At 66.2% G+C, this 26,011-nt stretch carries 13 protein-coding genes; 3 read left to right on the top strand and 10 right to left on the bottom strand.

Going from position 1 to position 26,011, the window contains the following annotated elements; genetic code table 11:
- The 9 genes from A4R44_RS44790 to A4R44_RS44750 form a co-directional block, all read right to left on the bottom strand.
- A partial coding sequence (locus tag A4R44_RS44790; RefSeq protein ID WP_232792076.1) for a non-ribosomal peptide synthetase occupies positions 1 to 3,118 on the bottom strand: 3,118 nt, incomplete at its 3' end.
- A gap of 44 nt (positions 3,119 to 3,162) precedes the next feature.
- Complete coding sequence (locus A4R44_RS51630) at positions 3,163 to 9,621, bottom strand: non-ribosomal peptide synthetase (RefSeq protein WP_067595683.1); 6,459 nt, start codon at positions 9,619 to 9,621, stop codon at positions 3,163 to 3,165.
- Positions 9,622 to 9,647: 26 nt separating this feature from the next.
- On the bottom strand, positions 9,648 to 13,262 hold the full coding sequence (locus A4R44_RS44780; RefSeq protein ID WP_095214019.1) for an AMP-binding protein: 3,615 nt from the start codon (positions 13,260 to 13,262) through the stop codon (positions 9,648 to 9,650).
- Positions 13,259 to 14,293: a TauD/TfdA family dioxygenase gene (locus A4R44_RS44775; RefSeq protein ID WP_067595681.1), complete on the bottom strand. Its 1,035-nt coding sequence runs from the start codon at positions 14,291 to 14,293 to the stop codon at positions 13,259 to 13,261. The genes A4R44_RS44780 and A4R44_RS44775 overlap by 4 nt, the downstream gene beginning before the upstream one ends.
- Positions 14,294 to 14,317: 24 nt before the next feature.
- A complete protein-coding gene (locus A4R44_RS44770; protein WP_232792075.1) occupies positions 14,318 to 15,355 on the bottom strand; it encodes an amino acid--tRNA ligase-related protein in 1,038 nt (345 codons plus the stop codon).
- Between the two features lie 37 nt (positions 15,356 to 15,392).
- Positions 15,393 to 16,787, bottom strand: coding sequence for an FAD-binding oxidoreductase (locus tag A4R44_RS44765; RefSeq protein WP_095214018.1), 1,395 nt, complete (start codon positions 16,785 to 16,787; stop codon positions 15,393 to 15,395).
- 445 nt (positions 16,788 to 17,232) lie between these two features.
- Positions 17,233 to 17,742, bottom strand: a complete 510-nt coding sequence (locus A4R44_RS44760) for a hypothetical protein (RefSeq protein ID WP_157905169.1) — start codon at positions 17,740 to 17,742, stop codon at positions 17,233 to 17,235.
- 92 nt (positions 17,743 to 17,834) lie between these two features.
- Positions 17,835 to 18,236, bottom strand: a complete 402-nt coding sequence (locus A4R44_RS44755; RefSeq protein ID WP_067595674.1) for a hypothetical protein — start codon at positions 18,234 to 18,236, stop codon at positions 17,835 to 17,837.
- Positions 18,237 to 18,344: 108 nt separating this feature from the next.
- A complete protein-coding gene (locus tag A4R44_RS44750) occupies positions 18,345 to 19,511 on the bottom strand; it encodes an amidohydrolase family protein (protein ID WP_198545685.1) in 1,167 nt (388 codons plus the stop codon).
- A gap of 262 nt (positions 19,512 to 19,773) precedes the next feature.
- Between A4R44_RS44750 and A4R44_RS44745 the strand changes: the two genes are divergently transcribed.
- The 3 genes from A4R44_RS44745 to A4R44_RS44740 all read left to right on the top strand — a co-directional run bounded on the left by A4R44_RS44745 (position 19,774) and on the right by A4R44_RS44740 (position 25,165).
- Positions 19,774 to 20,997 (top strand): DUF6545 domain-containing protein, encoded by a 1,224-nt coding sequence (locus A4R44_RS44745; protein ID WP_067595673.1) that lies wholly within the window; start codon positions 19,774 to 19,776, stop codon positions 20,995 to 20,997.
- Between the two features lie 41 nt (positions 20,998 to 21,038).
- Complete coding sequence (locus tag A4R44_RS47200) at positions 21,039 to 21,932, top strand: alpha/beta hydrolase (RefSeq protein ID WP_157905168.1); 894 nt, start codon at positions 21,039 to 21,041, stop codon at positions 21,930 to 21,932.
- 698 nt (positions 21,933 to 22,630) lie between these two features.
- Complete coding sequence (locus A4R44_RS44740; RefSeq protein ID WP_067595671.1) at positions 22,631 to 25,165, top strand: hypothetical protein; 2,535 nt, start codon at positions 22,631 to 22,633, stop codon at positions 25,163 to 25,165.
- A gap of 665 nt (positions 25,166 to 25,830) precedes the next feature.
- Here the strand turns inward: A4R44_RS44740 and A4R44_RS51625 are convergent.
- A partial coding sequence (locus A4R44_RS51625) for a hypothetical protein (RefSeq protein WP_232792074.1) occupies positions 25,831 to 26,011 on the bottom strand: 181 nt, incomplete at its 5' end.

Raw genomic sequence — 26,011 nt, 5'->3', positions numbered from 1 at the left:
TCAGCGGGGCCCGCACGTCGGCATCGTCGTCCAGTCGCTGCGCCAAAGCCGCGACCGCGGGGGCTTCGAACAACGTCCGAACAGCCACCTCCACGCCCAACACCGAACGAATCCGGCTCGTCAGACGAGTCGCCAGCAAAGAATGCCCGCCGAGATCGAAAAAACTGTCGTCAATCCCCACCTCGGCCACGCCAAGAATATCCGCGAACAAACCGCACAAGATCTCCTCCCGCGTGTCGCGCGGCCTCCGGGACGACACAGAACCACCCAGATCAGGCTCCGGCAACGCCCGCCGATCCAGCTTCCCGTTCGCCGTCAACGGCAACTCCTCCAGCACCACCACCGCAGCAGGCACCATGTGCTGAGGCAGGATCCGGGCCACTGAACGGCGCAGTTCGACCGGGTCGACATCACCCACCACATACGCGACCAGCCGCTTGCCACCGGACCGTTCCGGGTGAGCAAGGACCGCCGCCTGAGCGACGCCGGGAAACCGCGTGAGCGTAGCCTCGACCTCGCCCGGCTCTACCCGGACGCCTCGGATCTTCAGCTGCGCGTCGGCACGGCCGTGGAACCGCAGCTGGCCGTCGGCACCCCACCGGACCAAATCTCCCGTCCGGTACATCACTTCGCCCGGTGCGCCGAACGGATTGGCGACGAACCTCTCCGCCGTCAAACCCGGCCTGTTCAGATACCCGCGTGCGACGCCCGCGCTCGCGATGTACAGCTCTCCGACGACGCCTACCGGCACCAAGCACAGCCAGGTGTCCAGGACATACACACGCGCGTTGTCGATCGGCCGGCCGATCGGCACCGAAACGAGCGCGTCATCTTCCTTGTTCGCGATGAACGAAGTGGCGCAGTGCGTCTCCGCGGGGCCGTACTGGTTGTGCAGCCGCCGGTTGTGCTGCGCCCGCCAAACCTGGTCGATCGGCCGGGACAGTGTGAAGCCCTCACCCGCCTGGACGATGTCCGTCAGCGCGGACAGTTCCAGCCCGGCGCTGATCGACGCTTCGCACACAGCCTCGATGACTGGCGTCGGCGCGTTGAGTTCGCTGGCCTCGTGACGATCGAGCCAGTGAGCGAGCAAGGTCATGTCGCGACGGGTGTCGTTGTCCGGTATCAGCAGGCAACCGCCTCGATGCAGCGTGGAGAGGACTTCCAGGACGGACACGTCGAAGCTGATCATGGTGAACATCGCGGTGCGCAAACTTGGGCCGGCTGGCGACCCGGCCCTGCGCCAAGCCAGCAGATTCACCACCGCGCGATAGGTCATCACGACCCCCTTGGGGGTACCGGTGGAACCCGACGTGTAGATCAAGTAGGACGGGTGCTCGGCGACGAGGGGCGCCACTCGTTCCGCGTCTGTCGGGTTCTTCTCGCCGCCGAGGCCAGCCGCGGTCGTGCCAAGCAGCATCGTGTCAAGCAGCAAACGAGGCCAGGTCGCAGGCAGGTCGCCGGTGCCGCCAGTCGTCGTCAGCACGAGCGCGGGCGCGGCATCGGCGAGCACGGTCGCGCTCCGCTCGGCCGGATAGGCCGGATCCACCGGGAGGTACGCCGCGCCCACTTTGAACACTGCCAGCATGGCGGCCACCAGCTCTGCGGAGCGCTCCGCCATCACCGCGACGACCCGCTCCGGCCCGATCCCCCGCCGGATCAGCTCGTGGGCGATCCGGTTCGCCCGATCGTTCAGCTCCGTGTAGCTCAGCAGGACGTCGCCGTCCGACACGGCCGGCGCTTCCGGGCTTTGATCTGCCTGTGCCTCGACGAGTTCCGCGACTGACACGTCCGTCCGCGGGCACGCCGTGCCGTTCCATTCCACCAGCAGGCGGTGGCGATCCGCGGGATCGACCACGTCGATCTCCCGGACCCGGACGCGGGGATCCGCCGCCGCGGACTTCAGCGTCCTGGCGAGTCCGCTCGCCAGGGTCGTGATCGTCCTGGGGTCGAACAAGCCGGCCCGATAGGTGAGGTGGGCCAGAATTCTCCCCGTTTCACCGTCTGCGGCTTGTTCTTCGTTGAGGCAGATGTCCAGGTCGAACGTGGCGGTCTTGTTCTCGAACTGAACCTCGCGCAGTTCGATTCCGCCCAGGTTCTTGCTCGGCCGATGTTCGGAGCCGAACCGGAAGAAGATCTCGAACAGCGGCATGCTGTTCCGCGTCCGAACCGGGTTCACCGCTTCGACGACCTTCTCGAACGGCACGTCCTGGTGGGCGAACGCGGCCAAGTCGACTTCGCGAACGCGCTGGAGCAGGTCGAGAAAAGTGAGGTCCCCCGACGTGTCGGTGCGAAGTACCAGGCTGTTCGTGAAATAGCCGACCAGATCGTGCAGCGCCTCGTCCGACCGGCCTGCGACGACAGTGCCGAGCGACAGGTCGGTGCGGTCTCCCAGTCGTGTCACCAGAGCAGCGATCGCGGCGTGCGTGATCATGAACATTGTCGTGCCGGTGCGCGAGGCCAGCCCGGTCAGAGCACGATGCACGGCAGCATCGATCTCGAATTCGACTGTTTCGCATGCGGTGTTGTGCCGCGCACTGTGATCGAATGGCAGGCCGAGGTCTCGGGGCGCGTCCTCCAACGCGGAACGCCAGTAGTCCAGCTGCTTCGCCATGACGCTGCCCGGTTCCTCGCCATCGCCCAGCAGTTCGTGCTGCCACAACGTGTAGTCCGCGTACTGCACGGCCAGCTCCGGCCAGCGCGGCGCTTCACCTGACGCGCGGGCCGCATACGCCGTACTGAGGTCGCCCCAGAACACGTCCTCGGACCAGCCGTCGAACGCGATGTGATGTGCCACCAGGACGAATATGCCCTCGTCGGCGTCCGTCCATACGAGCTTCGCGCGGAGCGGAAGGTCTTTTGCCAGATCGAACGGACGCTCCAGAATCTCGCGCACCACTGGATCAGCCACCGAGACGCGCACCGACGTCAGCAACGGCTCCAGCTCCGAGGCAGGCACGACGTGCTGGCAGGGTTCTCCGTTCGCTGAGGGGAACAGCGTGCGCAGGCTCTCGTGCCGGAGCACGACATCGTGCAGTGCCAACGTGAGCGCGGACTCGTCGAGCGGCGCGGAGAAGCGCCACACCATCGGAACGTGGTAGGCGGTGTCTTTCGGATCCAACTGGTGTAGGAACCACAGTCCCCGTTGGGAGAACGAAAGCGGGATCACAAGAGCTGCCCTTCACGAGTACGGCGCCGCAGCGCCGGGCGGGGCGGGCCGGCCTCGAAGTTCACCGACGTGGTCAGCCCGGCCACAGTGGGGTGGTCGAACAGGTCTCGAACCGAGATCTCGACGTTCAGCACCGCCCGGATCCTGGCTAGTAGCCGGGCGGCGAGCAGCGAGTGCCCGCCGTGGTCGAAGAAGCTGTCGTCTATCCCCACCTCGGGGACCTTCAGCACCTCGGCGTACAGGTCGCACAGCTGGTGTTCCTCCCGAGTACGCGGCTTGCGGCCCCGGACGGGGGCGGACGCCGGTGCAGGCAGCGCCTGGTAGTCGAGTTTTCCATTGGGTGTCAACGGAACCGCGTCGACCTCTACGTAGTGTGCCGGCACCATGTAGCGGGGGAGGTCGCGCAGGGCAACCGCGTTGAGGACGTCCGTGCCGACCGGTGCCCGGCCGTCTCCGATGACATAGGCGACGAGGCTCTGCTCCCCCGGCTGGTCCTCCCGCACCACGACGACCGCTTGGTGCACACCGGGTACGGTCTCCAGGACGCGCGCGATCTCTGCGGGTTCGATCCTGTACCCGCGGATCTTTACCTGGTCGTCGGCCCGGCCGACGAACTCCAGTTCCCGGTCCGCGTTCCACCGCACTAGATCGCCGGTCCGGTACATCCGTTCGCCAGCCGCCCCGAACGGATTCGCCACGAACCGTTCCGCTGTCAGGCCAGGCCGGCTGGCGTAACCGCGTGCCACACCCGCTCCGGCCACATACAACTCGCCGACGCTGCCCGCTGGCGCGAGCCGGAGGTACGCGTCCAGCACGTACACCCTGGTGTTGATCAAGGGCTTCCCAATGGATGCCCGGCCAGTCGCTCCTGCGTCGAGCACGCCGATCGTCACGTCGTCGGCGCACTCTGCGGGACCATAGACATTCATCAGCGGGATCGCGGGGAAGTGCTTGTACCAGCGAAGAACCAGCTCTGGCGGAAGTTCCTCCCCGTGCGCCAGCATCATCCGCAGGCCGATGAGGTCGTTCAGGCAGTCCGGCGCGCCTTCGACCAGATCGAGCACGGCACGCAGCAACGACGGAACGATCTGCAGCACGGTGATCCGTTCCTCGCGGCAACAACGCAGCAAGGCGGCCGGATCGCGCACGGTGTCGTCGTCCATGGCATGTACGCGTCCGCCCACCGCGAGCATGGCCAGCGTCTGCCAGACGGACACGTCGAACGTCAGCGGCGCGTTGAACGCCATGACATCGCTCTCGTCCAGTTTGTACAGGTCGATCACCGCGTGCAGGTGATTGGCCAGCCCGCGGTGAGGCACCAGCACACCCTTGGGGCGCCCGGTGGAACCCGACGTGAACACGGCATAGGCGACAAGGTTTTGATCGACCGGCGGCGAGAACTCCGACCCGGCCAGCGGGCGATTGACCACGCGGACGTCGTGCCCGGTCTCGGCCGCGATCTCCTCCGCACGGGCACGCAGGTCCGGCGACGCGAGCAACACATGCACCCGGCCCTCAACGAGCATCCGGGCTACGCGGGCCACTGGCGTGGTGGCGTCCACTGGCATGTACCCCGCGCCCGCGCCCAGCACACCCAAGACGGCCGACAGATACCAGGCGCTGCGTGTCGAAAGCACCGCCACCAGATTGTCGGGCTCGACTCCCGCTGCGGCCAGTGCACGGGCGATGCCAGCCGCATCCCGGTCCAGCTCGGCATAAGTGAGGCTGCCGAGAGGCGCGGAAACCGCGAGGGCTCCGGGGCGCAAAGCGGCGGACAGCGCGACAGTCGCGGGAAGGTCGAGCGGCCGTTCTTCGCGACGCGGACCGTTCCACGCCACGAGCTGCTCGTTCCGCTCGGCCTCGGTGAGGACCTCGATGCGACGCAGCGGGAGATCAGGGGCGGCGGCAATCGTCCGGATCACGGTCAGCAGCCGTGCGGCGAGTGCCTCGACGGTGTGCCGGTCGAACAGGTCAGTGGCGTACTCCATGACGACGTTGATCCCGCCGGGTTCACCCCCCTCTCCGCGACAGACCGAGAAGTCGGTGGAGAGGTCGAACTTCGCTGTGCCCGTCACGTCGGGCTGGCTGGTGACGTCCGCATCACCGAGACGGAGCGCCGCGGCGTCCGACTCGTAGCCCTCGTCGAGCGCGATGAAGATCTGGAACAGCGGATGGTGAGCCAGGGAACGCTCCGGGTTGAGACGTTCGACGAGCTGCTCAAACGGCACGTCCTGGTGGGCGAAGGCGGCCAGATCGGTGGCCCGGACCCTGGCGAGCAGTTCGCGGAAGGTCGGGTCGCCCGCGGTGTCTGTCCGCAGCACCAGGGTGTTGACGAAGAAGCCGATGAGGTCGTCGAGGGCCTCGTCGTCGCGGCCGGCCACGACCGTGCCCAGCGGAATGTCCTCACCGGCGCCGACCGCAGTAAGCACCACCGCGAACGCCGCGTGCAGGACCATGAACAGCGTGGCGTCCTCGGACGTCGCCAACTGGGAGAGAGCACCGTGCAGGCTCGAGTCGATCGTGAACTCCACGATCTCACCGTCGTGGCTGGCCACCGGTGGGTACGGCCGGTCGGTGGGCATCTCCAGCCGTGGCGGCGCTCCGGCGAGAGTGTCGCGCCAGAACGCGAACTGCACGTTGCGGAGGCTGTCCGGATCTTCCTCCGCCCCAAGCAACCGCTGGTGCCAGAGGCCGAAGTCTGCGTACTGCACCGGAAGAGGCGACCATCGCGGAACGGTTCCGCGGACACGGGCCTCGTAGGCCCGCGACAGGTCGTTGACCAGCGGACGCATCGACCATCCATCCGCGGCGATGTGGTGCAGCACTACGACGAGCGTGGCCTGATCTGCTCCGGTGACAAGAAGATCCGCTCGGATCGGGATGTCCTTCGCGAGATCGAAGGTACGGCCCGCCACCTCTCGGACGACCGAATCCACGGCATCCGGTGCCACGTCGGTCACGGCCAGCGGTGTAGCGATGTCGTCGGCGGAAAGGATCAGCTGCTCAGGTTCTCCTCCGACAGCGGGGAACACGGTACGCAGGCTTTCGTGCCGAACGACCACGTCCGTACACGCTTCCGCGAGCGCGAGCGGGTTGAGCGGACCAGTGATGTGCCAGACGAGGGGAACGTTGTAGGCCGGTCCGGTCTGTTCGTACCGGTCGATGTACCACAGTCGCTGCTGTGCATACGAGAGCGGAAGCCGGTCGGGGCGGTCAGCCGCGAGCACGGACGGCCGCGCCGTGGTCTGTTCGCCCGCCACCATCGCGGCGGCGAGTCCGGCGACGGTCGGGTGGTTGAAGATCTCGCGAATGGACACTTCGACGCGGATGACCGCGCGGATCCGGCTGATCAGCCTGGTGGCGAGCAAGGAATGGCCGCCCAGGTCGAAGAAGCTGTCGTCGATGCCGACGTCGGCGGTCCCCAGGACCTCGGCGAACAACTCGGCCAGCCGGCGTTCCTCCGGGGTGTGCGGTGGGCGGCCACGCCCGCCTGCCGCGAACTCGGGCGCGGGCAGGGCGTGGCGATCGAGTTTTCCGTTGGGAGTGAGCGGAATGGCGTCGATCCGGACGAACGCGGACGGCACCATGTAGTTCGGCAGGGCGGCTTCCGCGGTGTTCCGCAGTACAACGACGTCGATCTCCGCGTCGTCAGCGACGTAGTAGGCGACCAGGCACTTGTCGTCAGGGCGGTCCTCGCGGGCCACCACCACTGCCTGCACGACGCCTGGAACGGCGGCGACGATCCGTTCGATCTCGGCTGGTTCGATGCGATACCCGCGAATCTTCACTTGGTTGTCGGCTCGGCCGAGAAACTTCAGTTCACCGTCTGGCGTCCACCGGACCAGGTCGCCTGTCCGGTACATCCGCTCGCCGGTGGGGCCGAACGGGTTCGCCACGAACCGTTCGGACGTCAGTCCCGGCCGCGCCGCGTACCCCCGCGCCAGCCCCGGGCCGGCGACGTAAAGTTCCCCCGCGACTCCCTGCGGCACGAGCCGCAGCCGGCTGTCGAGCACGAACGCGCGGGTGTTGGCGATCGGCGGGCCGATCGAGGCCGTTCCCTGGGCAACTCGTTCAGGGGCCAGCCTGGCGATGGACACGTCGTCGGAGCATTCGGCCGGACCGTACACGTTCATCAACGGAACGTTCGGAAAGTGCAGGTACCAGCGGATGATGAGTTCCGGCGGCAGTTCCTCACCGTGCGCCAGCATCATCCGCATGCTGTGCAGACACGCCAGATATTCAGGTGCGTCCTCGACCAGATCGAGCACGGCACGCAGCAGTGCCGGCACGATCTGCAGGACGGTGATGCCTTGGTCAGCGCAGCAGCGCAGCAGGGCAACCGGGTCGCGAGAGGTGTCGTCGTCCATCGCGTGCACCCGCCCGCCGACAGCGAGCATGGTCAGGGCCTGCCAGACCGAGACGTCGAAGGTCAGCGGCGCGTTGAATGCCATGACATCGCGTTCGTCCAGGCCGTAGAACTCGATCACGGCGTGCAAATGGTTCGCCAGACCGCGATGAGGCACCACGACGCCTTTGGGGCGTCCCGTCGAGCCGGACGTGAACACGGTGTACGCGGCCGAGCCGGAGAGTCCGCGGACCGGCGACGGACAGGCCTCGGCGCCGACATCGACCACCGTCACGCGGGCAGAGGCGGCCCTGACGATCTCGTCGGCACGACCCCGGAGAGACGAGTCGGCCAGGAGGCGCCGCACGTTGCCGTCCGTAAGCATCGCGGCGGCCCGGTGCACGGGCGTGCCGGCGTCGATCGGCATGAAACCCGCGTCCGCGCCGAGGACCCCCAAGATCGCCGAGACGTACCAACCGTTGCGGTCCGAGAGAACGCCCACGAGGTCGTCCGTGCTGGCACCCACGAGATTCAGAGCATGCGTGACGCGTGTGCTTTCCGCGGCGAGTTCCGGGTAGCGGAGTGTCTCGTCCGCCCAGGACACCGCGACCGCTGCCGGGTCCCCGGCGGCACGCTCGCGCACCAAGGCGGCGAGGTCCAGAGATTCTTCCACACGCGACGGTCCAGTCCACTCGACCAGTTGCCTGTCGCGTTCGGCCGCCGGCAGCGCGGTCAACGCCGAGACCGGTCGCGAGGGGTCCTTCGTCGCCGCGGCCAGGACAGCGTGCAGTTTGTCCGCGAGCCGCTGGACAGTGGTCTGGTCGAACAGGTCGGTGGAGTACTCCAGAACCGCCCGCATTCCGGCAGGATTCCCGGCCTCGTCCTGGGACTCGATGAAGTCGACCGAGAGGTCGAACTTCGCCGCCGCCACGGGCTGCGGCAGCATCCGCACGCACACCCCCGGCAGCCGCAGCTGCTCCGCCCCGGAGCCGTCGTCGAGCGCGACGAACACCTGGAACAACGGGTGATACGCCGGGGAACGCGCAGGGTTGAGCGCTTCCACCACCCGGTCGAATGGCAAGTCCTGATGTGAATAGGCGTCCAAGGCGACGTCGCGGATCCGGTCGAGCAACGCGGTGAATGCCGGATCGCCGGACAGATCGGTCCGCAGCACCAGGGTGTCGACGAAGAACCCGACCAGGTCCTCCAGCGCTTCCTCGGTGCGGCCGGCGAACGCGGTGCCGAGCGGGATGTCCTCGCCGGCTCCATGCGCCGAGAGCGTGACAGCCAGCGCCGCGTGCAACACCATGAACAGGGTGCAGCCCTCAGACCGGGCGAGTGCTCGTGCCCGCCGATGCAGATCCGCCGAGATCGCCACATCGACGGCCTCGCCGCGATAGGTGAACGCGGCGGGGCGCGGGCGATCCGCCGGCAGGGACAGCTGCTCGGGCGCCCCGCGCATGGTCCGCTGCCAGAACTCGGCTTGCTCGGCCGCGAGCGCGCTGGGTTTCCCGTCCTCCTCCAGCAAAGTCCGCTGCCACAGGGCGTAGTCCGCGTACTGCACGGGCAGTGGTGCCCACTCCGGGGCGACGCCCCGCACCCGTGCCGCATACGCCGTGCTGAGATCACGCGCGAACCGGTCGCGCGACCACCCGTCGCACACGATGTGGTGCACGACGACCAGAAGCGTCCGTTCATCAGGACCGCTGACCATGAGATGGACCCGGATCGGCGGGGTCGTGCGCAGGTCGAACTCCTGGCAGAGGAGATCATCGACCCGTTCCGGCACCGAACCGGCCCGCACCCGCTCGGTCGACAGCGGCGATCCGAGCAGGCCCGGGTCCAGCACTCGTTGTTCTGGTTCGCCGTCGGTCTCCGGGAACACCGTGCGCAGGCTCTCGTGCCGGGCGACGACGTCCCGCAGCGCCCGCTCCAGCGCGTTCTCGTCGACAGGCCCGGTCAACTGCCAGAGGTACGGCAGGTTGTATGCGGAGCCAACGTCTCCGTAGCGCTGGAGGAACCACAGCCTCTGCTGCGCGAACGACAGCGGGACGCACTCCGGCCGCGATACTGGAACGAGCTCGGGCCGCACGGCGTACTCGGCCGTCATGGGGCACCAACCTCCTGGGAAAAGGTCTACTTGGCGTTGCGGGTCCGAGTGATCGCGGACGCTAGCTCCGCGACCGCCGGCTGCCGCATGATGCTGTGGTGATCCGCGGCGATCGACGCGAACTGCAGATCTCGGCCGATCAACGAGCCCCAGCCCCACGTGCGGTCCGTGTCGGCGGGCGCGCCGTCCGCCTCGGCGCGTACGAGCAGCACCGGGTATTCCGCTCTCCGTTCGACGTGCTCGGCGGCGTATTCCTCCCATGCCCTGGAGTTCGCCGCATAGACGTCGAAGATCGTCTTCACTTCGTCCTCGGTCGTGCCCTCCGGCAGGTGACCGCCGGTCTGCATGGCCTTGAGCATGAGTTCGTACGAAGTCGGCGTCTCGGCGGGCATCGACGGCAGCTCGGGCTCGAAGTGCCATGCGAACCTGCTGGCGAGCTTCGACTCGGTCAGCAGCTGTGCCTCCTGGAGCGCTTCGTCGGTGGTGTCGTCGAATCCCGGAGCGGGGCAGTCGACCAGGACGAGCAACGCCACGTCGTGCCCGGCCCGCCGCAGCGCGTCCGCGGTCCCCCGGGCGACCAGCCCGCCGAAACACCAGCCGACCAGCACCGGCGGGCCGTAGGCACCGGCGGCGATCGCCGCGGCGTAGTCCTCGGCCATGACGGCGAAGTCGTCGTGCGGCGGCCTGCCGTGCAAGCCGATCGCCTCCACGCCCACCACCTGGTGCTCCGCCGGCAGCATCCGCGCGAGGTCCCAGTAGCAGAGCGTCGTTCCGCCGCCGGGGTGGAAGCAAAACACCGGTGAAGTGGCGGGTCCTTGTCGCAGCGGCACGAGGTTCGAGTCGTGGAATCTCCCCTCGCGGATCAGATCCGCGGTGGCGGCGACGGTCCGTGCCCGCAGGACCGACGCCATGGGCAGGTTGCTGCCGAACGCCCGGTTGACCCGCGCCATCAGCTTGATCGCGTGCAGCGAGTGGCCGCCGAGGTCGAAGAAGTCGTCGTCACGGGAGACGCCGTCGACCCCGACGACCTCCTCCCAGATGACCAGCAGGCGCTGCTCGACGGAGTCGGTCGGCCGCGTCGGCCGGGTGCGTCGCGGTTCGATCGGGGTGAGCGCGTCGCGGTCGAGCTTGCCGTTGCCGGTGAGCGGAAGCTGCTCCACCACCTGCCATCTGGTCGGCACCCAGGCGGGCGGCAGCTCGCGCCGGAGCCGCTCCTCCAGGTCCGCGGCTGTTGCGTTGCCGTCGAGAACCACGTAAGCGTCGAGGTGGCTGATCAGCCCGTTCTCGTCTCCGCGGGCGGTCACGGCGGCCGCGACAACTCCGCTCAGCCGTCGCACGGCCCCTTCGACCTCTCCGAGCCGGATTCGATGCCCGCGCAGTTTGACCTGATCGTCGAGCCGGCCGAGGGTCTCGACGCCGGCACCGGGCACGAGCCTGCCGACATCACCGGTCTGGTACCGCCCGTCGGCGAAGCCGGTCTCGCCGGTCAGGTAGCCGAGGCCCACGGTGGGTCCGCTGATCAGAATCTCGCCGGGACACCACGGGGGCAGGAGCGCGCCCGCGCTGTCGACGACTGTGACGGACGTGCCGCCGATACCCGTCCCGACCGGAACGGACCTCTGTCGTTCGTCGCGCGTCGTGCCGACCAGCCGACACGACGCGCCGATGGTCGTCTCGGTGGGTCCGTAGTGGTTGTACACGCGGAGGTCCGGAGCCAGCGCCCGCACCTGGTCCACGAGCGACAGCGGGAGCGGCTCGCCGCCCAGGACGAGTGTTTCCCGCGGCAGCACCGCAGCCGGGTCGTCCCCTGCGGCGAGCAACGCGATCAGGTGGGACGGCACGAGTTTCATCGCGTCGACCGGGTTACGGCGGAGCCGCTCCGCGAACGCGGCCGGATCGGTGGCCACGTCGGGCTCGATCAGGTGGACACTGCCGCCCTTCGCCAGCACCGGGAAGATGGCCGTGTACGCGAGGTCGGCGGCCAATGTGGACATCGCGGCGAACCGCGTGCCGTTGCCGACTCGCAACACCGCGCCGCTCGCCGCGGCGTAGTGCGCGAGCTGCTCGTGGCCGATGACCACGCCCTTGGCGGTCCCGGAGGTCCCCGACGTGTAGATGACGTAAGCGGCACCCGCGCGTGTCGCGGGCTCCGGCCGCAGGCCAGTGTCGAGGATCGAAAGACCGCGCGTGACGATCGCCGAGGCCGCGACGTCACGGACAACGGCGTCGATCCGGGCCTGCGGCCAGGAGGGGTCGAGCGGAACGAAGGCCGCCTCGGCCAGCCAGATCCCCGCCATCGCCACGAGAGTCTCCACTGCCGGCTCGGCAATCACCGGCACCAGCGCGCCGGGACGGACACCGTGCTCCCGAAGCAATTCAGCGAGCGACGTGGCCCGGTCGACCAGATCCCGGTACGTCACGGCGGCCGCGTCGGCGACGACCGCGGACACGTCGGGCTGCTCGTCCGCACGCTTGAGAATGCTGCGCAGTACCGTTTCCGGCCTGCTGACCGGCTCCTGTGCGTGCTTCGGTTGCGGTGCGAGGCCAAGGACGCCTATCTGCCGCGCCGGGTCTGTCACCGCGTCGGCGAGGAGAAGGACGAACGCCTCGGCGAACGAACTGAGATCCTCGTTCGCGGCCCCCTTCACCGCCACCGCGACCTGTAGGCCGCCAGGGCTGGACAGGCAGTCCACGTGCAGGTCTGCCAGGACGTCCGGCGGCTCGGCCAGGCCGTTCTCCCGGTACCGGAACGTGAAAGCGGTCGTATCCCCTACGACGTTCGCTGGATCGAACTCGTACTCGGCTGCTTTCGCCTCCGTCAGCGCCGCGTGCGCCGCCTTCACCGCGTCGGCGAACGAAGTCTCCTGACCAAGCTCGAACGGCAAAGGCACTGGCCGTTCGAGCGGGCCGAACAGATTCCCGAGGCCCGGCGCGGAGCGTCCGTCCGTGACGACCGCCGCTCTATGTCCCTCGGTGCGCGTGTAGCGCACGTAGACGCTTTCCCACGCCGCGAGCACCACAGCGGCCTCGGCGACCGCCAGTTCTTCGGCAATTTCCTTGACCCTCCGAACCGTCGTCGCGGGAATGGCCGGCGACACCTCCGCTACGCCGCTGCCAGAGGTCACGAACGGGAGGTACGACCGCGTCTCCGCCCCTGGCTTCGCGTCGACCAGCTGCTCTTGCAGCCACACAGCCACATCCGCGTACTGGAGCACCTCGCCCGGCAGGTCCACCGCACCCGTCAGCGTGCCGACGAGCAGCTCCCACGATGCGGAATCCGTGCTCAGCCGAGGCAGCTCCACGACGAGGTCGACACCTTCGGCGGTGGGCACACGCTCGACCGTGACCGCGCCCGCGTGCACGAGAGCACCGCCCCTGGGAAGCGGTTCGACCACGACGCCGCCCGGATCGTCGACGACCTGGACCGGCGCGCTCAACCCGGCCACGCCGACGTACCGGGTGCGCAGCGCCTCATGCGCGGCCACCATCGCCGACAACCGGCTGACGATGTCGTCGACGCTCATCGTCTCGTCCGTCGGGATCCGCCGCGACACTCGGGCGGCTCCCCCATACCGGCGGTACAGAGCATGTTGTTGCGGCGAAAGCTGGAAACCGGTCGCTTCCGGCTCGAGCGCGGTCATCGCGTGGCTCCGGTGCGTCCGTCGTGCTCGTCTGTCATGGCCACCAGGACCCGGCGCGGCCCCTCGTAAGGGTCTCGTCCGTGCGACACGAGCATGTTGTCGATGAGCAGCACGTCGCCGCGTTCCCACGGCTGCCGGACCGTCTCGGCCTCGAAGGCCGCGCGCACTTCGTCCAAAGCGGCATCCTCGATCGGTTCGCCGTCGCCGTAATAAGCCTGCCGGGGCAGCTGGCCGGGACCGAGTTCCAGCAGCGATGCCCGGACTTCCGCGGACAACGCCGAGGTGTGGAAGAGGTGCGCCTGGTTGAACCAGAGATCGGTGCCAGTGGCCGGGTGCTCGACCACCGCGGGACAACGCTGGGACGTCCGCAACCGTCCGGTCTCCTGCCAGTCGAAGTCGATCTCCTGATCCCGGCAGAGCTCCTCGACCTCTTTCGGGTCCTCGGTCTCGAACGCCTGTTGCCAGGAGAGGTCAAGCCCGCTGCCGTAGTTGCGCACGTAGCGGACGCCCCTCGCTGCGAACGACGCGAACAGCGCCGGGTCCAGGCGCTCGCCGACCCTGCGGTTGTCGGCCAGCGGGGTCGCGCCCCCAACCGGTGCCGCGGTCTCGCAGTAGAACCACAGGTACCTCGGCCAGACCCTCGCGTAGGCCATTTCGTTGTGCTGCGGGATGGTCTGGTCCGCCGGGTACTCGGTAGACGTGTACACGCCCTCCACAGCGGACTTGCTGCGGGGCGTCGAACCGTAGGTGTAACTGAGCAGAGCCGGCGACCACACCTTGACAACCGCCTGGAAGTCCGCCGGTTCCCGGATCGGGAACCCCCGGAACAGCACGGCTCCGCGCTCGTTCAAGATCTCCTGGACCTGTGGCTTGCTGTCCTTGAGCCACGCGGCCAGGTCGACCGTCGGCACGGTGGGGCGGGCAACGGACAGGACGCCGCGACCAGCTGCATCAACGGTCACCAGACCTCTGCCGGAGACGGCCACGCGCCGCCGCGCGACGGGTGAGTTCAGCGGTGATGGGGTGGTCATGTCGCTCCTCCGGGCACCGGCTGGTCATGGACGGGTGACGGACGCGGGCCACGACTTCGGTTCGTCCGTGCGCGAGATCAACGGCATGTCCCGGATGTCGTCGTGCTTCAGCACCCACATCAGAAACCGGTCGACGCCCATCCCGAACCCGGAGGTCAGCACCGGGACATCCTCTTTCATGCGGACGTACCAGGCGTATTCCTGTTCGTTGACCCCGTGCAGCGCCATGGACTTCCGCAGTTCCTCCGCGCTGGTATGGCGTTCTCCCGAACCCACGACCTCCCCCATGCCGAAGTAGAGGTCAGCGCTCTTGGCCGTCGTCCGGGACTCATCGCCGAACGCCTGATAGAACGGCACGGCAAGACTGTCGAAGTGATGTACCCAGACGAATTCGCTGACACGTTGCATCAGCAGTCGCTCGCCTTTCCTGGTGAGCGTGCGCCACTCTCCCTCGTCGCGGACGGTTCCCTCAACGTCGGCCACCGTGCGAACGGCCTCGCCGAACGTCAACTCGGCGAACTTCCCCTTCGTCTCGACCATCCTGACGAGGTGGGAAACATCGCCACGAGCCTCCGCCAGCCGGTCTCCGACGCCATCGAGAATCGCCCCGGCCAGCGCTCGGACGTAGCCGGTCACATACTCGATCAGCGCATTCATGTCACCGGGGATCTCGGCCTCGCTGTGCGTGTACTGACCGAGATGAGTCTCGTCCTGGTCCTCGCCCCGGAACGACGGCAGGATCGTGTAGCAGCCGCCCGGCGCGACCCGGCAGCCGTATTCCAGAGCGAACTGCATTGAGTCAGCGAGATAAGTGTTGACGCCGCTCACGGCCACCGGCACTGGCATGGAGTCGCTCCCCAATGCCGTCGGACACGTCACGGTGCGGGTGGTCACCGGCAGGAAAAGACTCTTCAAGCCGCGAGAGGTCGCGTAGCGCTGTGTGGTCACCTGGATGATGTCGTGCAGGTCGGCGACCAGCCGGTACCAGGGCGATCCGAGGGATCGAGCCAACGCTGCCAGATCGTTGCTGCCCCAGCTGGCGGGTGGCTCGACAGTTGCCACAGTCCTGTTCACACGTCTGCCTTTCTGGTGCGGCGGGCTACGAGGTCGTCGTGACCGGAGGGATGTTCTGGTTGTGCCGCAAGATGTTCTCGGGGTCGTAACGTGCTTTGGCCGCCGCCAGCCGGCGATAGCGACGCTGGCCGTAGAGATCCGCGGCGCTCTGGTGCCCCGCATCCTGGACGTAGTTGACGTACGCGCCGCCGTACTGCCACGGGCCGAGGCTGTCGATCGTCTGCCGCGACCACCGCGTGTGTGTCGCGTCCTCGTCGGCGTTGGTCCACTGCGCCGATGCCGTGACGATGTAAGGCGCGCCCCGGTTGGGGAAGGCTGATCCAGCGTCGGGAACCTCCGCGATCGCTCCGCGCAGGAACTCGAAGTCAATGCTCGACATCGGTGACGTGATCGCGCGGCCGGCGTTGACGAGCGCGGTAGCCGCAGCGCCACTGATGTCGCCGAGGTAGCAGGATTTGGTGAAGTATCGGTGTCCCGCCGGTTCGCTGTGATCGCCCAACGCCTGCAAGGCGGCGTAGGACAGCACCTGGTCCAGCCGCCCGTCCGGTGGTGCCGACCGGAACAGCGGCGCGATCGCGTCCGCCCCGTCGCACTCTGAACCGAACCAGCCAGCGGTAAGGAAGAGAGCCGGTTCTCCGCGCAGCCGTTCCGGGATCCATTCGTGGTTGCCCGCGATCTTCAACGCGCCGACAGTGTGCAAGTCGAGCTCTTGTCGTCCAGCGAACCCGGCATAAGCGACCAGTGCTTCGTCCGCCGACGCGAGCGCGTAGACGCCAGACTGGTGAACGACCGGCCCGACATTCCGCAGCCGAAGCGTAAACCTGGTGACGACGCCGAAGTTCCCGCCACCGCCGCGGAGCGCCCAGAACAGGTCCTGGTGTTCGGCCGGCGACGCCTCCACGATCGCGCCGTCCGGCAGGACGACCGCGGCCGCGGTGAGATGGTCGCAAGTCAGCCCCCATTTGCGGGCGAGCCAGCCGTATCCGCCTCCGAGAGTCAGTCCGCCCAGCCCCGTGTGGGACACCACGCCTGCGGGGCATGCCAGGCCGTGCATCGTCGTCGCCGCATCGAGATCACGGAGCAAGGCACCGCCACCGGCCACCGCCACCATTGACACCGGATCGACGTCGACCGAGTTCATGAGGGCGAGATCGATCACGACAGCATCGTCAGCGACAGCGGTTCCGGCGACGTTGTGGCCACCGCCGCGAACTGAGACCGCAAGACCTTCGGAACGCGCCCACCGCAGGATCGCGCTGACCTCTTCGGCGTTCGAGCACCGGGCGACTAATGCCGGGCGACGATCGTGCATGCCGTTCCAGACACGTCGCCGACTGTCGTACTCCTTGTCACCCGGCCAGACAGCACGGTCACCCAGCAGCGAGCGCGGGTTGATCGACTTCAACAGAGGTTCGCGCATCCGGATCCATTTCACGTAACGGCACCGCTGGCACAGCAGCGCAGGTTTAGATCACTTCCGCATTGACTCATGTCTCATTTATGACCGAAGTGCCAAGCAAGTGTCAGCTGACATACACATCGCGAATAATAGGGCTACTAGCGAGCAGCTCCTCGACTAGCGACCGCTTCCGGAAATGCAGCGCTGTGACATTCAACGAGACAAGCCTCTAATATATCCCCACGGGAAATACACCTTTGAGCGCACGGGTCCGCCTCCCCACGGATACTTTCCGGCAAGCAATCTGCCATCAATTGCCTGACCTGAGGCTAGCAGCCAGCCTCGAGGGCGTCAAGTATATTGGACACTCCATGAGACGTTGCCACGCAACAAGATTAACTCGCAGAGACCCTCGAGAGCTACAGAATACCGACGGTTCAACGGACGCGACGGACGATTAGTCCGCTTAGAATTTAACGCCGCCGAAAATATTAGCCGCCCGCCGCTCAAAATCGCTCACTGACGCGGAGGCAATCTGATGCACCTGTTTCAGAACCTGCGTCGCAAAATCCTCTGCCAACCGCTCTTGATAATCAGTAAACGGATTATTCACAGCGTGGCCGAGCGATGCCGCGAGACTCCCCTCGACACCGCCCTTGCGCTGACCGAATCCTCGCCGAAGGATATGATTGTGCCGCGCCAGCATATGGCATATTTCATGCAGAATAATGTGATCACGGTGGTAGCCGGTCGCCTCGGCCCGGAAGATGATGTGATCGCGCTTGCCGTCGAAGTACCACAATCCAAGCGGGAGTGCCGACAGAGTCATGGGATGGAGCAGAAGCTCCCGCTGCCGCTGTGCGGCCAACCGGTCACACAGCTCCCGGATACTCCACGGGGAAGGCAGCGGCGGAAGCTGCCCGACCAAGGCTGCGGACTCCTCGTGACCGCGATTCGACGAAGCAAGGTTCCGCATCCACCCTCCCCGGGGACACCTCCTGCTCGCCATCATCCTCGCCAGCCCCTCGCGACAGGGAAACCCGGAAGGTGCCAAACCACCTGATTGGACTATCGTTCGCGAGGCTTCGCCTGGGCGGTCACGATCTCGATCGCCTGCTTGATCGCTTCCACCTGATCGGCGTCGAAGGTGGCGAACCGGGCGGCCAGCGCCCGTACGGAGTCCGGATCCGGCTTCGCGGACCGAGCAGGCGGGTAAAAGTACGAGGGGTGCTTGTCGAAGAACCGAGCCAGGAGGCTGCTGGTCCTCTGCGTCAGATTCTCCGCCTCGCCGGTAAGGATGTTGTGGATGTGTCCATGCGAGATGGCTTCGCCGTCGTTCGCCGCACGGATGTCGGCCGCGATCCTCCGTACGCCGGGCACACGTCCATCGCCGTACTTCTCGACCAGCAGGTTCCGCACCGTGACTGCGAGCCAGCCAGGATCCGAATCCTGCGAGTTGACGGTGCTCATCGCCACTACCTCCGCCGTCACCTAATACCAGCGCCATCATCATCCACTGTATTAGACGGTCGGCACAACGTTCTGCTCGTTCGCCGGGCAACCCCCTGGACCCTTCCGTCAGCGCACAAGCAACCCGGCGCGGACCACCGCCCGCACTTCGAGGATGGCGCGAATATCGTGCAACGGGTTGCCAGAGACCGCAATCAGGTCCGCGTCGTACCCGGGCGCAATACGCCCCTTGCGGTGGCCCACACCGCACACCTCCGCAGCCACCGACGTGGCTGCGGCGAGGACCTGGCGTCCGCTGAGGCCACGATCGGCGGCGTAGACAAGGTCTGCAGGGAGCACGTCGTGCGGCCGGGCCGGGTTGATGCCGGCGTCAGTACACAGAGCGACGCGCACCCCGGCCCGCATCAGTTCACCTGCATGGGGCACTACGCGATCGAGGATGTCCTGGATCCACGGCTCCGGTACACCTTGCGGCCGCGCAAGGGTGATGCCTGCCCGAATTCCCTGCTCAGCCATGGCTTCAACCAACGTGGCGTCCAAGACGGCACCCCGGCTCGTGTAGAACGTGCAGTGTTCGATGCCGTCGACGCCGGCCTCGACCAGATCGGCAATACCGCTGGTGGCGTGCGCGTGGGCAGTCACTGGCAACCCGCGCGCATGTGCGCTTCGCACAAGGGCCCTCATGGTTTCCAGGTCGTAATTGGGCCGGGCCGGATCCGATCCCTGAGTGGTGAAGCCACCGGTCGCCATCACCTTCACCCAGTCGACACCCCGGCGCGCTCTCTCCGCTACCGCGGCAATGACCTGATCAAGGCTGTCTGCCACCCCGCCGAGAAACCAGCCGTGTCCCTTGCTTCGAGTTATCGGCGGTCCGCTGATCAGTAGTTCGGGCCCCACCACGCGTCCGCGCCGGTAGTCCTCCCGCAGGCCCGCCAGGTCGAAGCCGCGGCTACCGAGGTCGCGCAGCGTAGTTATCCCAGCGGACAAGGCTTGTCCGGCGTGCAGGCGTGCCCGCGCCAGCAGGCGTTCGCCGTCCTCGAAAAGAAGCTCCTCGGGATTGCCCTGCGGTTCCCACGACAGGTGGGTGTGGGCGTCCACCAATCCAGGCAGCAGTGTCAAATCCCTCAAGTCCAGCATGTCTGCGTGCTCCGGCGGATGTGCCCCAGAGCAGTCGATGTCGACGATGCTGCCGTTCTCACTCATGACCAGGACGGGCCCGGCCAAGAACTCTTGCCCGTCGAACAACCCAGCCGCACGGATGGCGAGCCGATGCACAAGATCCTCCTCGGAAACTCGGATCGTTCGGTCTTTCGCATTCGAGGACGAGGCCCCGACGGCACCCGCTCGCTGCCCGGTCTGCATCGCGCCCGGAGCGCTGGTCCATCCGAGGGACACCTTCCAGGGGATTCTTTCCTGGAGACCGGAATTATGGTCAACTGTGTTCGGGATTACCTCGAAGGAACGTTGACCACACGCCAGGGAAGAAGCGCAGGGGATGTCGGTCCGGTTCGTTACGTTCGCGGTTCAGTGCTGATTGATGTTACAGGACACAGCGCGACAGGCAGTAATCGTCATCGTCCTGACAACGCTGGCCGCACGTTTCCCCTATCTGCTCCGCAATCGCATGCAGCGCCCCCTATTTCTGACCCTTGCGGTCTTCGCGACAAGTTCGGTCATCATACAATCTTGGTTCGCGGCAAGAGTCAACCAGTTGACCGATGTCCCGAAATTCAGCAACCTGTTTCAGGGGATCTGGGGCCTGGTTGACATCACGGCAACCTTGTACTTCGCCGTCCGCATAACCGGCTTTCAGCCGAGGCACCGATACAGCAAGCCCGCGTGGATAGCCTGGGCGCTGGCAACGGCTGCGGGCATGTCAATCTCTTTCGCGCTTACCCCGCCAGCGATGCGCTTCTCGTCTTCAGCCCAGATCAGCCCGTTTACCGCATACGCTCTTATTGCCGCCGCATACATGGTCGGCACCGCCCTGACCGCTTCATGGCTACTGTGGCGGAACTTGGCCGACATCGAGGGAAGGGTCCTGCGCACAGCTTTGACGATGGTCATGGCGGGCGATGCCATCATGGTCCCCTTCATGGCCATCCGTACAGCGGAGCGCATGACACCCATCGCGCCGGCACTGTCCCAAGCCGCGATATTGCTGAGCACCGCCCGGTTCGTTCTCTTACCGCTGGGTTGCGTTGTCGTGGCCGTGGAACCCCTCCGCAAGGCAATCGTATGCCAGTACCGGCGAATTCGACTCTATTCGTTCTGGCGGTGGCTGCGCAGCGCAACTCCAGAACTGACGCTCACGTCGACGACTTCTCGCTGGCGCGACCTATTTGACACCGACAGGTCGTGGGAAGTCCTGCACCAACGCGTAATCGAAGTTCGGGACAGCATATTTTACCTGTATGACACGCGGGCCTTCGGCAACCTGCTCACCTGGGCTGACGACTATGCCAAAACCATCCCGCGCCGCACCATGCACCCGGAGCTGATCACGACGGCTTGCTGGCTAGTGGTCGCCCACCGTTCGGCGTTGGCGAACAACGCACCCAGAACGAACGAGGTACTCGAAAGCGAGTGGCTGCCCCGCGCGGCGGCCGACGCGACCATGCGCCAGGAGACACGCTACTTCCTGGAACTCTATCGCACGATCCGGTCTCAGGCGGTCCAGACATTCGCCGACAAGATCGCACCTGCGGCGAATACCTGTCTTGCGTCCTCGGCGCACACCGGATCAAGCAGGCCTCAATAACGAGGAGCAACGTGATTCGTAGCGCGGTACGATCAAGTGCCGTGACGCACTCGCCCTCGATAACATCCCTGGATCTGGATATTCCCATCGGTATCGGTTCCGCCAGCATGCGAGGCGAACTGCGCAAACCTCCGCATCCCCGGGGAGTGCAAGTCCTCCTGCACGGAGCTGGTTTCACCAGAAAATACTGGTCCATGACACCAGCGGATCAGTACTCCTACACGAACCGCGCGTGGCGGGCGAACTGGGCAACGTTGAACATGGACCGACCCGGCCATGGCAGTTCGACACGCCTGTGCTCCGAGCAACCGACAGCGCCTGTTGTCGTCGATGCCCTGGTGACATTGTTGCGTGACCTCAAACGAGGAAAATACGGACCATTCGACCAGATTGTGCTCGTCGGCCACAGCGCCGGGACCGCCCTTGCGCTCTACGCATGTCAGCGCCACCCGGAAATCGCCGCCGACCTGTCAGGGATAGTCCTTACCGGCATGGTGCACGCACCCGACCTCGCCGATGTGGCCGTGCCACCCGACGCCGTCCATGCCGCGAATCGCGAAGCTCGATTCGCCGACCTCGATGACGGCTGGATCACCACGGTACCTGGCCGGCGCGAAGACTTGTGGTGGTCTCCGGCCAGCCCGGCAGACCTCTTGCGACAGGACGAGAACACCAAGGGGATCTGGTCGCGCACTGAACTCGCCGACGCACGTGAGATGTGGACGACCCCGATTACCGTGTCAGTCCCGCCGATACTGGTGATCGCCGGGCAGCAAGACAACTCGTTCTGTCCTGCGAGCGCGCAGGCCGGACGATGCCGAGACAACCAAGCCCTGTCAGNCCCTGTCAGAGCACGAAGCACGGTTCTTCCAACGAGGCACCAGACTGACGACTCACCTTGTCCCAGGCTGGGGACACGTCCTCTCGCCGTCTGATGAAGCTTCGCGGCATATCCTGGCGTGGCTCGCACGCCTGCAACCCGGCCCGGGCGCTGATCACCGAGCTGTCGTTGCAAGATGATCAGTTGGTGGCGCAGGGCGAGGATCTCAACGGCCTTCTCTCGGTCGGCCATCGACAGTAGCCACAACACCGCGAACACATGGACAACGGCAAGATAGACGAAGCGAACCAGCACGAGACGCGATCATGCCGGACCGCAAGCAGCCCGCCGATGACCCTTGACCTGCATGGACGCATTTCTCGGCAGGTACAACGCCAGCTACCGGCGCTCCGGAGAAAAGCGATTACCCGTGGAACGAAGAGCTCGCCCGGGTGAGCCGCGATGTGATCATGAAGTATGACATCATCACCCACTCAACCACGTATCCCGCGCCACAAACCACCTGGTCAGCGGCTACGACAATGTTTCCGGCACCCACGCGGTACTCCCCGCCTGTCTCGTCCGGCATCCGCCGAAGATCGTCTTCCGGAACCTGGATGTTCGCGACGCCGGTCCGGTCCGAACAGGTGCCGTATCCCTGCGACCTTCCAGATCCCGGGCCGCCACTCAACGAGGCGGCGGGCTTGCCGCCGGAGGTGAAGCTCAGGTGCTGGCGGGTGCACGAGCAAGCCGTTCCCCAGCAGGTTTGGCAGGCGCATTCCGACATTCGGGTGGAGCGCGTTTCCCGCCAGCGTGGCGTTGCACACCCGGGCCGCCAACGGCGCTGTACTCGGCGTCGAGGCCTGGGGAGAGGGGATCATGCCGGACAGCGCTTCGTTCGCCGAGCAACGGTCGTTCAGCCGCGATTTCGAGTCGATCGTCACGGAAGTCCTGCAGTCCCGGGACCTGCGTGAAGTACTCGACGCATGGCCTCCATCGGTGGTCCTTCGTCTGCGACACAACCTCCTGCACGACGAGGACTTCCTGCGCCGGATGCGCTCGGTGCACGCAGCAGTGGCAGATCGCGCTGCCCAACTCGACGAGCTATTCAACGAAAAACCCGTGGTCCGCGCGAAAGATCTGGCCGCGCTGCGGGAGAAAGCACGGGCGAGAACGCTCGCACTGGCGCTGGGGCTGGCCGTGGCTTTCGCCGTCGCAATACCGCTGGTGTTCTTTCCGGCGTGGCCCGCGCTGCCGCAGATGCTGCTCATGGTCCTGCTGTACTTCGGGATATACCGGCTGCCGTTCGTCGACCAGACTATCGCGCAGGCCTTGCCGGACGTGTTGCGGGACCGCCGAGCTTGGGGCCGACGCCGGTTCCGTCTGCGAGCTGGGCTCACCCGTCTTCGCTGGGATTGGAAAACCACCGTGCGCGACGAGGTGGTGTTGCCGGAGATCCTTGCCAGGATCAACCGGGGCGCGCATCGCGCATTCAGCCACGATCTGAAGATCAACCGGCCGTTCGGCGCCCGCTGGCCCCGGTCATCGCTTCTGATCTCGACCTCCGCCGTGCAGCGGCTGAGCCGAGAACTCGACCAGACCACAACCGGCGCGATCGCCCTCGCCGGACGACGAGGCGTGGGAAAGACGACACTCTTGCACGCCTTGGCAAACGGGACGCTGCCTCAGGCGCATCTCGGGGGACGGCTTACCGTCGTCGTGCCGGCTCCAGCGCGCTACCAGTTGCGAGAATTCGTCCTTCACCTGCACGCAATGGTGTGCCGGGCAGTGCTGGAAGCGCTAGGCAACCCGCGGATCTCGCAAGGTGCCGCAGTGACGGACCGGTGGGAGCACCACCAGCGCGTTGCCAACCGGCGCGGAGCTTGGCGGCGTGCTTCGCATTCGATGATCCGCAGCACTGCACTTCTGGCTCTCACAGTCGGGGTGTCTGCGATCTGGTGGCGACAGCACGACCTCCTCGCTCTTCCGGAGACCTACGTCGCGCAGATCCGCCAGCTGTGGCAAACGGTACCCACGGAGATATCGCGCGCCTCCTTCACCTGGGTGCTCGTCCTGGGGGTGCAGCTGCTGATCTCGATCTACGCGTTCAAGGCTGGGTGGCACGCGCTGGTTCTGACCACGATCCTGACCCGGCGACCAGTTCTGAGTGCCGCGCGGTGGCTCGGAAGCCGGGCTATCCGCTGGGCCGCGTGGTGGGAGATCGAGCGTCTCGGCTCGGGGTTCCGGCGTGCGCTCGGCAAAGTGCGTCCTTTGCTGCCGCGGGCATTGCGGCCCAAGGTACCGCCTTCTGCCGAATTTCGGATGCGAGCCACCCTGACCGGAATCGAACGGAACCGTCTGCTGCCTGAGATCAGCAATTCGATTCACGCGCTGGCAGCTTTGGCGACAGAGCAACTGCGCCGCATCCGGTTCCTGCAAACCCGCACCAGCGGCTGGTCGGGCAAAGTCGACGGCCCGCGATCGCTCGGACTGACCGTGACCCGCTCCGTCGCCCACGCCGAACAGCCCTTGACCCAACCCGAAGTCGTCGACCAGCTGCGCGAGTTCCTCCAGCATGCTGCGACCACTCTGATCCGCTCCGGACGGACCAGCGGCATCGCCATAGCCATCGACGAACTGGACAAGTTCGCCGACCCGGCCCAGGCGCACGAGTTCGTCAACGAGATCAAGACCGTATTCGGCGTCGACAACTGCGTGTTCCTCGTCTCGGTATCCGACGACGCGCTGGCATCGTTCGAGTTGCGCGGCATTCCGGTGCGCGATGCCCTGGACAGCGCGTTCACCGCGATGATCACCGTGGACCCGTTCACGCTCGAGGAAGCCTGCGATTGGCTCGACCACCGACTCATCGGCCTGCCCAGCCCCTACGCCTGCCTGTGCTATGTCCTTTCCGCCGGAATTCCCCGCGAGCTGGAACGCGCGGCAGCCCTCCTCGTCGACATCGCGCACAAGGACGGCGAGCCTCTTGCCACCAGCGACCCGCCGTCACAACTGACCCGGGTCACTCGCGAGATCATCGCCGCTGACGTCGCGGCCAAACTGCGCGCATTCAGCTTCACGGTGCAACAGCATCCGGCCTGCGACTCAGTTTCGAACATCATCGTGACCCTCAATACCGTCGGCAAACTCACTCGCCCCAGAGAACGCGGGCTCATCCCGCGGCTGGACGCCCTTGCCAAAGCCCTCCAAGGAGAGACGGCTCTCACCGGAACCCGACCTTACCCGGATCTGCCACGAAGCCGCTGGCTTCTGCCTTCTTTCCGCCACGATTCTCGAGATCTTCGACGAGGACCTCACCGAATCGGCGCTCCAATTCCTCTCGGCTGACGCGTTGCCGAGGCTGGCCGAGGCACGCCGCGCGCTGGCGGTCGAGCCGTTGCTGACCGCATCGCTCGTCGACGAGATTCGCCAGGTGCGAGCTAACCTGCGCGACAACTGACCCGATCCGTCCAGCCCGGCAGGACAGCTCAGAGTCGACACGGGTTTTGCATCACGACGGGATCGTGAGTTCGGTGACGATCTCCGTAGTGGCTCAGAGAAAGTTGAACGTGATGAAGTGCAGACCTGACGCGCCTTCGGCGGTGAGCAGTGGCGACAGCAAGATCGCCTGCTCAAGTTCAAGGGCTTAGACCGCCACAGGCTCGTCGGCGACGGCCGCAAACCACCACGCCACGTGCGCCGGAGCGAGGCAATTGCACGTCCGATATACCGAACCACTCGGCGACAGCCCCAAATCTCGGGAGCTTCTCACTTTCTTGGATTGTACTGATTGTTGCGAGTTCAGGTTCTGCTTGCTCGCCCGGCAGCGAGTCCTCCGCTCCCGTCGCGTAATTAGTCGACGGGCAGTGCACCCTCACCGGGTGTAGGCCAGTCGACGGCGGCCGAGTCGCTCGGATTGCGGATGTCGATCAGTTCGGGGCATCAGTTCGGCCCAGGTTCGGTATACATGGCAACTTCTCGTGGGGGTGTGACGATGCCACACCCCCACGAGGTCAGTTCCGACTTACGATGCGGGTGAAGATCTCTCGTACGTCCGGTGGCAAGACGTGCCAGAGTTGCACCAGCCGCACGACGACCATCAGGGTGACGCGCACGACCGCGGCTAGACGCCTGATCATCGGCTTTGAGGTTCCCCCGGTGGGCCGGACACTCTGATCCTTGGCTTTGGCCTGG

This window comes from Amycolatopsis sp. M39, assembly GCF_001651785.1.
Lineage (GTDB): Bacteria > Actinomycetota > Actinomycetes > Mycobacteriales > Pseudonocardiaceae > Amycolatopsis > Amycolatopsis rubida.
This window is presented reverse-complemented; position numbering and strand designations above follow the sequence as displayed.

Bases quoted from the DNA above. Each gene is read 5' to 3' on its own strand.
- A4R44_RS51630 (WP_067595683.1), bottom strand. From the start codon at position 9,621: ATGACGGCCGAGTACGCCGTGCGGCCCGAGCTCGTTCCAGTATCGCGG.
- A4R44_RS44780 (WP_095214019.1), bottom strand. From the start codon at position 13,262: ATGACCGCGCTCGAGCCGGAAGCGACCGGTTTCCAGCTTTCGCCGCAA.
- A4R44_RS44775 (WP_067595681.1), bottom strand. From the start codon at position 14,293: ATGACCACCCCATCACCGCTGAACTCACCCGTCGCGCGGCGGCGCGTG.
- A4R44_RS44765 (WP_095214018.1), bottom strand. From the start codon at position 16,787: ATGCGCGAACCTCTGTTGAAGTCGATCAACCCGCGCTCGCTGCTGGGT.
- A4R44_RS44760 (WP_157905169.1), bottom strand. From the start codon at position 17,742: ATGCGGAACCTTGCTTCGTCGAATCGCGGTCACGAGGAGTCCGCAGCC.
- A4R44_RS44755 (WP_067595674.1), bottom strand. From the start codon at position 18,236: ATGAGCACCGTCAACTCGCAGGATTCGGATCCTGGCTGGCTCGCAGTC.
- A4R44_RS44745 (WP_067595673.1), top strand. From the start codon at position 19,774: ATGTTACAGGACACAGCGCGACAGGCAGTAATCGTCATCGTCCTGACA.